The sequence below is a fragment of the Paenibacillus sp. J22P165 genome (assembly GCF_059692015.1).
In genome coordinates this window covers 280,355-293,064 of the sequence record NZ_JCAUAP010000010.1, presented here as the reverse complement: position 1 = coordinate 293,064, position 12,710 = coordinate 280,355, and the positions used below count along the sequence as shown (strand labels likewise).

Sequence of the window (12,710 nt, the reverse complement as noted above, 5' to 3'; positions counted from 1 at the left end):
TATAAACGATAAATGAGGAGGGTTTTCATTGGTACAACGAAATCGCACTTGGTTCGGGTTACTAAGCGTGGCACTTGCAGTGACTGTAGCTGGCTGTAGCAGCACCAACACAACAACACCTGTGAGTTCATCAAGTACTAGCACAGTGGCCACTACGCCGGCTAAGCAAGAGTTATCGCCATACGTGATTGATTGGTACATCATCGGAACAGGTCCACAACCGGACAACGAGCTTGTCGAAGCCGAGGTCAACAAAATTATTCAACCCAAAATTAATGCAACACTGAAAATGCACATCATTCCTTTTGCCGATTATGATACGAAAATGACAGCACTTCTTGCCACTGGGGAAAAGGTCGATATGATGTTCACTTCAAATGGAAATATGAACTACAGCTCCTTGGTAGGTAAAGGCGGCTTGGTAGATCTGACTGATAAGCTGGATAAGCTTGCGCCGGATGCGAAAAAGCTGCTCTCCGAAGGATTCCTTGAAGCGAGCACGATCAACGGTAAGGTGTATACGCTTGCCGCTTACAAAGAGAAGGGTTCCTGGCTCGGTTTCACGGCCAATAAAGCCCTCGTCGACAAATACAAGATTGATCTGAATAAAATCAATAGCTTGGAAGATATGGAGCCCTATTTGAAGCAAATTAAAGACAATGAGCCGGGAATTACGCCGTTATTTGCCGCAGGAGCTTCCAAAATTCCAAACGTGAACACACGTTATTTGTGGAATGCTTCGCCTGTGCAATCGCTCGTTTTGAACAAAGAAGGAACCGCTTACACATTGGAACTAGATGAAGCGCCTTACATGCAAACACTCAAAACGTTATATAAATACTATCAAGCTGGCTATCTCCGTAAGGATGCTCCGGTATTGAAAGCAACGAATGACGATAAGGCAAAATCAATGTTCAGCTTTGGCCAATTAAAGCCGTATGTTGATGTGCAAGTGTCTAATCAATTAGGCGTGCCATTCGTGTATCATAATTTTGGCAAGCCGATTACAACAACGAATGACCTCGTTGGTTCCATGATGGGTATTCCGACGAATTCTAAAAATCCGGATCGCGTGCTCATGTTCTATAACATGATGTATACGGATGAGAAGCTGATTAATCTAATTGGTCGCGGAATCGAAGGCAAGCACTATGTGAAAACAGGTGACAAACGTATAGATTTTGCACCTAGCACAGAAGGCGGCAAGAAATCCGGCTACAACCCAAATACAACTTGGGCATATGGAAATCAATACCTAACCTATTTAATGCCAGGTGAGCCAGACGATATTTGGGAGCAATTCAAAAAGTTTAATGCAGAGTCGGAAGCTGTTCCTAACTTAGGATTTAACTTCGACAGCGCACAATTGAAAACGGAAGTCGCAGCGATCAAAAACGTGGAGACGGAGTTCCGTCCGATCCTCGAAACAGGCTCTGTAAATCCGGAAGAGTTCGTACCGAAGTTCAAAGAGAAGTTAAAGGCGGCAGGAATTGATAAGGTTATGCAAGAAATGAATAAGCAATATAACGAGTGGAAGGCTACGAAGAAAAAATAGGACCTTCCAGGGAGGCTATACATGGATATCCGCAAGCGTTTACAAGGGAGTCGATACTTTTCTAGACTTTTGCTTTTTCTGTCTACCTTGATTTCCGTTGTCATTCTTGCGGTATCCTACATCCTCTACGTGCAATTCGTCGGAATCGAAGAAAAACGTACCTATGATTATGCGGAGGAATCTCTTTCACAAATCAGCACAACAGCTGACGCGATGTTGGAAAATGCCAAAATGGCCATCTCACAGGTGCTATTAGATAAAGAAATCCCTAAAATCTTTTATCAAAATCAGCTTGATGCTGTAGAAATGAAAACCGTTTCGGACCGAATTAGTCTCATTGCTTCCATGCCCTTCTTACATTCTGTCTATTTATATAATGAGAAGCTGGATATGTTTTACACGAATACGACTGGACTGCTACCGGGATCATTTTTCAGTGATTCTGGCATTACTCAGCTGCTCAAAAATTTTGATCCAGCAAACAACTTGAAACCCTACACGCGCGTTATCCCGCATACGACGGATTTTGCCAACATGGATCATAATGTGTACACATTTATTTACTTCGAGCGTCTAGGGCCAGGCAGCAGCTACGCGATCGTCCTGAACATTTCCGATTCGTGGATGAAGAAGGCCATTACGTCCATGGATAAAAAGAAAAACGGCAGTATTATTATCATGGACAATAATGGCGTGCTCGTGAGCAGCGTGTACCATGATCAAATTCTAAGCGATGTTTCGCGTCAAGCGTTCGCGCAGCGCATTCTGCAATCCCAGGAATCATCGGATCATTTCATTGGAGATGTCGATGGTGTGAAATCACTCGTAACCTTTAATTCGTCGAATTCACTCGGATGGAAGTTTGTGAGGTATACACCTTATAGCGATGCCGTACATGAAGTCGATGCGATGAAGAAACGCACAATTGCGATTTCAATCTTTCTATTAATCATAGGGTTCACATTGTCCTATACATCCTCGCGAATTTTAAACCGTCCAATAGCGGATATGTCAAAGCTGCTTGTGCAACAACATAAGGCAATCAATGAGAGCTCTCATACGATAAAACAAGAGTTTTTACGCAAATGGCTGAACTCCGAGCAGCCTCAGTCGCTGAACGAGAGCGCACCGCTTTATGCGAATTTAAGAATCACGTTAAACGGCACAGAGCCGATTCGGCTATTGCTGTTTCGTATTGATGGTTTCAAAGCATTTACTTCACAGTACAGCTTCAAGGATCGCAGTTTGTTTCGTTTTGCAATGATGAACATAGCATCAGAGCTGCTATCGCATTATGATGCATGCGAGGCTGTCGATGCTGGAGATGATCATATCGTGCTTATTTTGCAAGGTAAAGGAGCGGGTAATCTAGCTGGTGTTGTCCGTGAGATTCAGCATAATATCTCCACGCATCTCAAATTTAGTGTGACGATTGTATTATCAGCTCCGCTAACTGCTCGTATCGCTGGTGTCAGGGATTTGTATATGGAGACATTGGCAGCTTCGCAATACCGATTGTTTGCCGGATGGGGCTCTGTCATCGATTTTGCAGAGGCGAAGGAGCTTGATGTCCGTCAACTTCGGTATCCACTGCATAAAGAGGAACAGCTCACAGACGCATTAATGCTGGGTCATATGGAGGATGTTCGCAGCATCTGTATGACGATTCTGGAGACGATGGAGGGCTACTCCTATAAGAGCTTTCATCTCACGGTGTTCCGATTGTTTTTTGCTATTCATATGGTCGTCGATACGCTCGAGAAAGCATCTGGCTATGAATTTGATATCCCGTTTCATGATCTATTCGCTCATTTATCTGAGCAGGAACGGCTTACAGATATGAAGGCCGCATTTGCATCTTTGTTTGACCATATTGAAGATAAGCTCGGGGAGAAGAAGAACGCCAAATACGATGAACTGATTCGCATTATTACCCAAATGATCGCAGCACAATATATGCGAGAGGACTTAAGCCTCGACACGATCGCTGAAGCGTTAAATATGTCTCCTGTATATTTGGGCAGGTTGATCAAGAAATACACCTCGAAGACGTTGACTGATTTTATCAATGAGTATCGTATGGAAAAGGCGCAAGAGCTTTTGCGCGAAACGGATAAACTGATCGTCGTCATTGCGGAAGAGACCGGCTTTGCAAGCAACAGCTATTTTGGCAAGGTATTTAAAAAATATCAGGGTATAACGCCTAATGAATATCGACTGCGAACTCGAAACGCGGCTCAATAACCAATTTTTCGCAGGCATTGAGCCTCAGTAGAAGAAAGGAATATATATGAAACCACAAAACCTCATTTATACGTACGTGAGTATGGCTTCGCATTATGATACGGATTGGGGCCACGGCAGCCCAGATGAAGGGGTTGACAGGACGGCCCGAACGGCGCATAAGTATGGCATACCTGTCACTTGGATTGTAAACAGCGGCTCAATTCCATTACTCGGTGACCGTATTCGAGCCTGGCATGAGCAATATGGTGATGATGTGATCCTGAAGTGCCCGAACTATTATCGGGATGCACGCAAATCTAAGGAGAAGTTGAGAGAGCTACTAGATACGGAGTGGCAGTGCCTCCAGCAAGCATTTCCCTGGGCAACGACCAAAATCGCCGGCTCTGGTGTTGTAGACAGCGATGTTATTAGTGTGCTCGAGGATGCAGGTTTCCAAGGTTTGTGGGGCTACTGCTGGGAGCAGGTGTGGTGGGACGGGATTACGAACCAAGGCGTGCCCTGGGGATTCTGGTACGTTGACCGTGATCGATACAAAATCCCTCATCAAGGTCGCGGCCAAATTGTGGCATGTGAATGGACCGCGCGCGATTTGAACTTGTCTTATCACACGACAAGCCCATGTGTGTATTCTACAGATCCTAATGATGTGCTGAGAGCTGGTCTATGTACAGGTGAGAATATCGACTACTGGAAACACCTGTTTGATAATTATTTGCGGGGAACGGATGTGAATGACCGCGTCTTTTTCCTCCAGCATCAGGAGGCGCATGAGATGGAAGTTAGTGAGGCGTTCGCGGTATATCCGTTCTCACATGTCGAAGCGTGCGATGCCATGCAGGAGTTGTTCTTTCAGTACGTGCGCGAATTCCCAGTTACACTAGCAACGCTGCCAGAAGCTGTTCGTATGTATCACGACACGCAAGAAGAAACGGCACCAGCCTACATGTTGACGAGTGATTCGCCGGTTAAGCCGGAGATCAACGAATATACAATGACGCTTGGAGGAGTCGGGCAGGGACCTTGGCCGGATACGCTATTTTATTATGATAAAGACTGCCAAATGGCCTTTCTAAAAGGCGAGAACAAGCCGCGGATGATGCGAAATTATGTGGGGAAATGGAACATGCAGGAAGAGTTCTCGGAGCCTGTGCCACCTGTGTATGTAACGCATTACGTGAAGACAGAAGAAGCAATCGAACTGGTCTATGAGATCGGGCCTTGGCCGCCGATGCCGTTCGGACTTGCTTACTGGGACAATTTAGAAGGTTATGAGATTGAAGCAAGTGTTGATGTGATTTCAGCCAAAATGATTGAAAATCAAGTTGCCATGTTCCGTCTTCAACTGACTGGACCAAAGAAGCAAGTTACGGTTAGGCTTCGCAAACGCGTAGGTTAATGCCAACGTAATGTGTAGACCAATATACATCTCATCACCATAGAATGAACCCGCTCACTGAGCGGGTTTTTTCTGTGTAAGGGTGGACATGTAGATGGATTGTAGACAAAGGATACCAGATATGAACAGGAAATTTTTAACTGAATACTTGGTATGTGATTCCATGTTATATTGTGTACTGCTAAATAAAGTATCAACAGGAACTATTTACATTCATGCCATTTACTTTGAGAGTTTTATTAAAAACCTTACATACGATTTAACACCTTGGAGGAAATACAACAACATGAAAAAGCTTATACCAACTATCGTATCGGGTGCACTGATACTAACTATGGCAATGCCAGCAATGGCAGAGACCTCATCGAATCCATTCTCGGATATTAGTGGTTCATTCGCCAAAGACGCAATCAATCAACTTCAAAAAGAAGGGATCTTAACGGGGATGGATGCTGAGCATTTCAATCCTAAAGGAACGTTGACTCGCGCGCAATTCATCGTAATTATGGTGAAATCCTTAAACCTACCAATAGATAACAAAGCTGTATCAAGCTTTACGGACGTTGAAGGTTGGGCAGTTCCGTACATTGAAGCAGCTAAAAAATTCGGTATCATAGATGGAATAAGTGATAGCATGTTTGCACCAAACGCGACGCTGACACGCGAACAATCAGCAGTAGTCATGGTGAAAGCTTTACAAAAACAAGGTGAAATCGAAGATTCAGCAGAGCTTACAATCCCTGACGCAGCAAGTGTTTCTGATTGGGCTAAGAAATATGTTGCACTTGCCTTCAAATATAAACTAATTACAGGTAATGAAGATGGTTCATTCAATCCGCAGGGTACCGCAACGCGTGAACAGGCTGCACAAATGGGTTCAAACTTCATTGAGAGTGTAGAGCAAGTCAAAGAAGACAATAAGCCCGAAACAACAGCTCCAATACCTACGGTAACACCAGCTCCTGTACCTAAGGAAACACCAGCACTAACTCCTCCTCCTGCATCAACTGGTGGTGGCGGCGGCGGTGGATATCTACCGCCAAGCGATACCGCAGCGCCAACAGCACCAACAAACGTTGCATCGTCAGACATCACCCAAACAGGCGTGACATTGAGTTGGACGAGATCGACTGACAATGTAGGCATAACTGGCTATGATGTTTATCAAGATGACGTAAAGGTTGTGACTGTAACAGGAACTGAATCTGGTGCAACCATTGGTTATACGGTAGATGGATTAACTGCGAATACTAGCTATGTATATACAGTAAAAGCGAATGATGCGGCAGGTAACGTATCTTCAGCTAGCGCACCATTGACAGTGACTACATTGGCAAACGTGGTAATTACACCAACACCAACTCCAGCTGTCACAGAGGACACATTCAGCCTGATTCAAAATGGGATGTCCAGAGAGCAAGTAGCAGCTATCTTTGGAACGGATGGTGAAACAGATACAACAGGAAATTTATTTCCAATACTGGGAACGAATTATACACAAATCTATAAATCAGCTGATGGGGTTTCAACAGCAGGGCTGTATTATGTTGATGGTGGAGTAGTATTAAACTATGGCTTTTTCCCCGTAACACCATCCCATTTAGGCACACTTGCCAATTATGATCAGGTTAAAGTAGGAATGACAAAAGCAGAAGTAGAGTCATTGTTAGTTATACCAAATGATTGGAAAAGTCCGTATAGTGAAGAAACGACGTGGATAAAAAACAATGCCACCATAGTAAACAAATATTGTGGAGCAACTGATTTTAGTGGAACTTGGTTTGCCTATGTCAATGAATCGTTAACACAAAATGAGGGCGTTGTAAGACATTCTATTCATGTTCAATATATGAATGATGTTGTGGCGTTCGTGTACAATGGATATATTGGAAATATAGAATGGTCTGCAACAACTCCAGTACCCATTGATCCGGTTACTGGTCAAATCGTGCTTGACCGAACGACTGTTGCAGCTGGCGAAATTCCACCGGAAATGAATGAAATAGATTACATCAATCTTAAGAATAATGAACAATCACTGACCGTGTTTTATTTCGGATTGCAAAATTGGGCTGTAACCCAAGATCTCGGCTTTCATATTGCAGCAGGTGGATTTCCTTGGTATCTCAATAGTCCAGGTGGGGTCACCGTAACGGGAGCAGATGATACAACGATTAATCTCGTGGCTGATTACCTGAGAAATCATTATCATTTCACTGTAATTAGGATAGATAATGTATCCAACGAAGAGTTCCCTGGACAATACGTAATTGCTTTCTCAAATCCAGCATTAACAGCAGTAAGCATTGACATTTAAAAGGCATCTTGAGCTTCGAATTCAAGGGGCACATAAAATACGCCACCATATACAAGAAAGAAGCACCCATCGAAGGTGCTTCTTTCTTTTGATCTAGAACTATAGTGCATTGCTGCTACTTCTTAACTTCATCCTTATGTTCTTTATCGGGAGCCGTAATCTCAAAGCCTAATCGGATCGCTGGAATCGCTGAACCTGGATGATCTTGGTCGTAGGTGAGCTGTGGCGTTACATAAATGTTCGGATTTTGTTTCTGTCCGCGATAAATACCCGGATAGAGATCCATGATGTGATAGCCCGGTTCGCCGGTTACATTGATCGTGAACTTGACGTGCCCTTGCGAGTTAAAGCCACACATATAGCCGATGTAGCTGTTATCATAGGTCAAATAAAAAGCATTGTCATATTCCGTCCAGCCCACGCCCTGAATCTCTACAGTAACCGCGGTGCCGGCAGGTCCGGAAGTGGGCGTCATGCTAACAATGGAGGGGTGGATGGTATAGTAGGCCTGCCCATAAATATCGTCGCCAATCTTAACGTCAATCCGATGAGGCACGCCTCCTAAATCGACTGGAATGCGGAAATCATAGGTAAGTTTTCCTTGTTCATCAGAGGTCAGCACAGTTAACTTTTTGGCACTCTCAGAAAATCCTGCAGCCGTCACACGACTACCCACCATCGTGTTCCAGTCGATTTGGACTTCTTTGCCCGCCGGCAAGCCGCTAGCGGTTAGCGTGACTTTGTCATTCACGATGCCGTCGTTGTGACTCAAGGAAACCTTGACGTCGTCCTTATTAATGAGTTCAGGCATTTGAACGCCGCCGCCTGCAGCAGATTTTGGAACCGGTTCAACATAATTATGAATGGCCGGCTTCTCGTCCGTTACGTCAAATGTGAAATGCGGAACAGGCAAATAGGAGTTCGGAGCTTGCTCATGATTAATATACGGCATCCCGAGATAGCCATGCCAGATTGTTAACGAATGCTTGCCAACAGGGCCAGCAGCACGAATTTTGGCGACGGCTGAGCCGTTCGTGGAGATGGCGGAAATCATGCCTGTCATGTGGTTGTCGTACGTCAGCTGCCAAGTGCTTTCCAAGTCGGCCCAGCCGATCCCTTCAGCTTCAATGGTAATCTCTGTACCGATGGGTCCAGATTCTGGTGACATACGGAACGTTGGACCTACGTACAAGTTAGTTTGCGCTTCGTTGTGATCTTCTTCGCGCACATAAACGGTATGGTCACCGCCAAAACCTGCCGGCACCGCAAATGTACCTTCCCACACGCCATTATGATCTGAGGATCCGGTTAGTAGGACGCTTTCTTTGAGCTCATAGTTTGGTTTTATGAAGGAATATATGCCTTTGAGTAAATAGCTGCCCTCCATGGAGGTCCATACCAGCTTGACTTCCGTATCGGGATCAAGGCCTTCCGCATGAAAGGTCACCTTTTCGCTGATAGTTGTTCTTAGTTTGTCTAATGTGAGAGTTGCTTGTTCGACTTCCTCAGCTGCGTAAACCGCAGGCAGCAAGGAGGAGCCAGCGATTAGCAAACCTAAAGCTGCTACAAGTGTTTTCTTTATAAACTTTTGTTGGGTCATACCTTCCGAATTCCCCTTTTCCTATAAAAATCGGGAACAACCTGCACGGGCTGTTCCCAGTTTGAAATTATTTACCTGCGGCTGTGGTAGGCGCCACGATTGTAATTAATGAAGGCGGGACGTTAAATGGACGAAACTCGCCTTTGGCCGTATCTGTCACCGCAGTGACGGAATAGTTCAAGATGCCTTTCGGCGTTTTATCGGAAACGGTATATTTAGCTGTCCAAAACTCAGGAGCGTTCGGAACTCCTGGAGGATGTGTACTCAGTACCATGTCAATGGTATCACCTGTCGCCAGATGTACCTGCAGCTTGGCATTCTTTTCGATTTGCCCTGTAATTGGGTTCTGTGCCGTCATCCGGAAGATGATGGAGTCACCTACAGTGAATCGATTTTGCGGAATACAGCCGCCTTCAGAATAAACGGTATCGCCGAATAGTACGAGCTTGTGATCATAGGAAATCAATACGCTCTGCGAGGAGGCATTCCAATCTACATGACCTGCACCCGTTGCATCAGCCAGTGAGCGGACAGAAGCGAATTTGACGCCGTTTTTTACGGTGACTGCTACTTTTTTGTCGTTAATGGTGATCGAACTAGCTGCCTCATCAAAAGTGTAGGTTCCAGCGATCGCTCGAACATAAGCGTCTACCTCGATCATGGATTGTCCGGCATCAGATAAGTAGCCTGCTGTTGAGTTGACCGTCTGGCCGTTAACGACAACGGAGATGCCAGATTGAGCAAAAGCGGCTGTTGGTAAAGCTGCGAGTAGAACTGTGGCGCAGATAATACAGCGGGTAATCGTACCTCTGAATGATCTCTGCATCTTGTTACCTCCTAAAATATGGAATACAAACAATTTGTATTATACATTTGTAATATATATTTTACAACAATAATATGGGGATGAAGGTGTACTACTCCTTGGAAATAATCCCTCTTCCATTGAGCCGACCCTATTTCTAGATTACAATAAGTAAATACTGTTCAATCCAAGATAGGGGTGATCTGTGTGGGAAATTCATATGATGCGTTAGCCGCTTTTTTTCTGCAGATGCCCATCGATATATTCGGTGTATTTCAAACCAACCTACAGAATGGTATGTATCAGGGCCACAAGGCACAGCCAACGACCAAAAGCGGTGTTCTTATTGCGTTGAAAGGCGAAGCTGATTTCATATATGACGGGGCAAGTTACCCGATGAGTCCAGGCAAGGCTATTATTGGCGGGTACAACCGCCATTTTGAGATTACGGTGCATTCGGCTGAGTTCGAATATTTCCTGGTTCATTTTTTGCCGGAGGCTCCTAATTCGGTAAAGTCTTTGCTCATAAGTGAGGTTCATCTGCTTCATATCGAGTTGGACGCGATGCTACTGCAGTTGATGAAGCAACTACGGCGTTATTCTACGGAGCTGGGGCACATTGAGCTGCTTGAGAAGAAGACATTATTTTACCAATTAGTGAATAAGACGTTGACATACGAGCGATACTTGCAAAATAGCGAAAGTCATTCAATGATGGAGCAGACGATCGAGCATATCCGCCAGCACTATACGGAGCCGATCACGTTGGAAAGCTTGGCGGAGCAGCATGGGATGAAGGCGAAGTATTTTTCGCACCTATTTCAAAAGTATACAGGGATAGGCCCCATCCATTATTTGATTCAATATCGGATGAAGGTAGCCTATGAGCTACTGATGACCACGCCATTTGCCGTGAGGGACATTGCCCGAAGTGTAGGGTACCCGGATGCTTATTATTTCAGTAGACTGTTCAAGAAGCATTATGGTAGGTCGCCAACCTCGCTGAAAGGGAGCGAATAAGGAATAAATCCATCCCGCTATCGGGAAAATCTCTATTTGCGTGAGCGGGACAGAGTGGTAATATTAAACCGATAATGATAATCGTTATCACTCATTTGGCGTTCACGAGAGGAAGATTATGATGATGAAAAAAAGTTACATGCCCCTTCTAACAGCGTGTGTAATGGTGGCATTCCTTTTACTAACCGCATGCTCCAGCAGCTCCAAGTCCAGCAGTGAGAGCAGCAGCAGCCCGTCTGCGACGCCTACAACTAGCGCATCGACGGCTAAGGCAAGCTTTCCAAGAACGATCGTCAGTGGCGACGGGAAACAAGTGACGATCGCGAAAAAACCAGAGAAGGTCGCGCTGGTTCATTGGGGATTGACGGAGGATTTCCTGAGTTTTGAAGTTCCGTCAATTGCTGTTGCACTTCCTTTTACGGAAAAGCAATCGCAAATGGGCAGTGAGTTGTACAAGCCTTATACGAGCAAATATAAAGAAATTACGATTGTTGGTGAGAATACGGAAGTCAACTTGGAAAAGTTATTGCAATATGCTCCTGATCTTATCATCGCGGGTACAGAGACGAACAAAAAAGTGGCAGATCAATTGTCGAAAATTGCGCCGACAGTGTTCCTTGATGAAACGAAGATGGATGTTTGGAATGACTGGCCAGGTGTGATGACAAAGTTTGGTGAAATGCTTGGACAAGAAGATATTGCGAAGCAAGCAATAGAGAAGTTCACAACGGTGTTCGCGCAAGCGAAGGATCAGCTGAAAGGTGTAGAAGGAACGGTTGCCTACGCTCAGGTCAGAGAGAAAAATATGTGGCTGCAAGGCACCAAATATGCCGGTCATTACTACGAGCCGCTAGGTCTGAAGCCGCCGGAGCAAGCGAATGGAGAAGGCGCAGAGCTTAGCCTTGAAGGTTTAACTAAAATCAATCCAGATTATATTTTCCTAGGATACTTTAACTACACGGATAAATCCCTACCTGCTCTAGCGGATGAATGGGAGAAAACGGACGTTTGGAAATCACTTAAAGCCGTGAAAGCAAATCATGTGTACAAAATGGATGGCTCAATTGCCTATGGTTTTGGTCCGATCAGCAGATTGTACGGCGTTAATGCCATTGTGAGTGCGCTTAAAAAGTAGTACGTGACACCATAATGCAAAAAGAAGAAGCACCCATTGAGGTGCTTCTTCTTTTGTACGTGGGTGGAGTGAGTCCTTAACGAGTGACTTGGCCTCGAATTTCCCCATCAGGATTTTGAATGGTGTGGACATTCATGTAGGCATTGCCGTTTTCGAATTCGCGCACCAAATCCTGGAGGGATCTTCCTCTAAGTTGGCCGACTAAATCTGCACTCGTCAAGATGCCTCGAACGACTCCTCGTCTTACAGAAATACCAAATTTAGATGGACCAAACAGAAAGGCAACAACGGGACCATTCTGACCTGCTCGTCCAAGGTGAATATGCCCTTGTGTCACGCGAGAAATGTTTCGTACAACAAGAATAAAACTGAGTTGGTTCCCTCTGTTGTTCAGCTGTAATAAGGCGTTTCCACTGGCAATAGTTCGTACTGGGGGAACCTCATTTCGACCTCTTAAGATTGCTCGGAATGTTTTGATAAGCCACCACTCTCCTTCACTAGTATTCCTACTATATGTATTCAATTCTAGTAGGAATGGTTTGTTTAATAGCCCGATAGGAAAAGGAAATATGATTGACATATAAATTCCGTGTCAGAATCACTACCCTTACAAGATAGCTGACTCTGTCAAATGA

Annotated in this window: 9 protein-coding genes; 6 read left to right on the top strand and 3 right to left on the bottom strand. The window is 44.8% G+C overall.

Translation table 11 applies throughout. The annotated features are described in order from the left end of the window. Window positions 1-28 precede the first annotated feature (28 nt). From AC58QM_RS25815 to AC58QM_RS25800, 4 genes are all read left to right on the top strand, one after another. The gene (locus AC58QM_RS25815; RefSeq protein ID WP_497287697.1) at window positions 29-1,555 is read left to right on the top strand and encodes an ABC transporter substrate-binding protein; all 1,527 of its coding nucleotides are present in this window, start codon (window positions 29-31) and stop codon (window positions 1,553-1,555) included. 21 nt (window positions 1,556-1,576) lie between these two features. Continuing rightward, entirely contained in the window at window positions 1,577-3,799 is a 2,223-nt protein-coding gene (locus AC58QM_RS25810) for an AraC family transcriptional regulator (RefSeq protein ID WP_497287696.1), read from the top strand. Window positions 3,800-3,845: 46 nt separating this feature from the next. Next, the gene (locus tag AC58QM_RS25805) at window positions 3,846-5,198 is read left to right on the top strand and encodes a hypothetical protein (protein ID WP_497287695.1); all 1,353 of its coding nucleotides are present in this window, start codon (window positions 3,846-3,848) and stop codon (window positions 5,196-5,198) included. Window positions 5,199-5,484: 286 nt separating this feature from the next. Next, window positions 5,485-7,515, top strand: coding sequence for an S-layer homology domain-containing protein (locus AC58QM_RS25800; protein ID WP_497287694.1), 2,031 nt, complete (start codon window positions 5,485-5,487; stop codon window positions 7,513-7,515). A gap of 115 nt (window positions 7,516-7,630) precedes the next feature. On the opposite strand, the gene AC58QM_RS25795 is transcribed toward AC58QM_RS25800, so the two are convergent. Further along, window positions 7,631-9,115 (bottom strand): hypothetical protein, encoded by a 1,485-nt coding sequence (locus tag AC58QM_RS25795; RefSeq protein ID WP_497287693.1) that lies wholly within the window; start codon window positions 9,113-9,115, stop codon window positions 7,631-7,633. Between the two features lie 67 nt (window positions 9,116-9,182). Next, window positions 9,183-9,941, bottom strand: a complete 759-nt coding sequence (locus tag AC58QM_RS25790) for a stalk domain-containing protein (protein ID WP_497287692.1) — start codon at window positions 9,939-9,941, stop codon at window positions 9,183-9,185. Window positions 9,942-10,127: 186 nt separating this feature from the next. On the opposite strand from AC58QM_RS25790, the gene AC58QM_RS25785 reads away from it, so the two are divergent. Then, entirely contained in the window at window positions 10,128-10,940 is an 813-nt protein-coding gene (locus tag AC58QM_RS25785) for a helix-turn-helix transcriptional regulator (protein WP_497287691.1), read from the top strand. Window positions 10,941-11,058: 118 nt separating this feature from the next. Then, window positions 11,059-12,075: an ABC transporter substrate-binding protein gene (locus AC58QM_RS25780; protein WP_497287690.1), complete on the top strand. Its 1,017-nt coding sequence runs from the start codon at window positions 11,059-11,061 to the stop codon at window positions 12,073-12,075. A 76-nt stretch (window positions 12,076-12,151) separates the two neighbouring features. Here AC58QM_RS25780 and AC58QM_RS25775 read toward each other — a convergent pair whose 3' ends face one another. Then, window positions 12,152-12,553: a CHRD domain-containing protein gene (locus AC58QM_RS25775; RefSeq protein ID WP_497287739.1), complete on the bottom strand. Its 402-nt coding sequence runs from the start codon at window positions 12,551-12,553 to the stop codon at window positions 12,152-12,154. Between the last annotated feature and the right edge of the window lie 157 nt (window positions 12,554-12,710).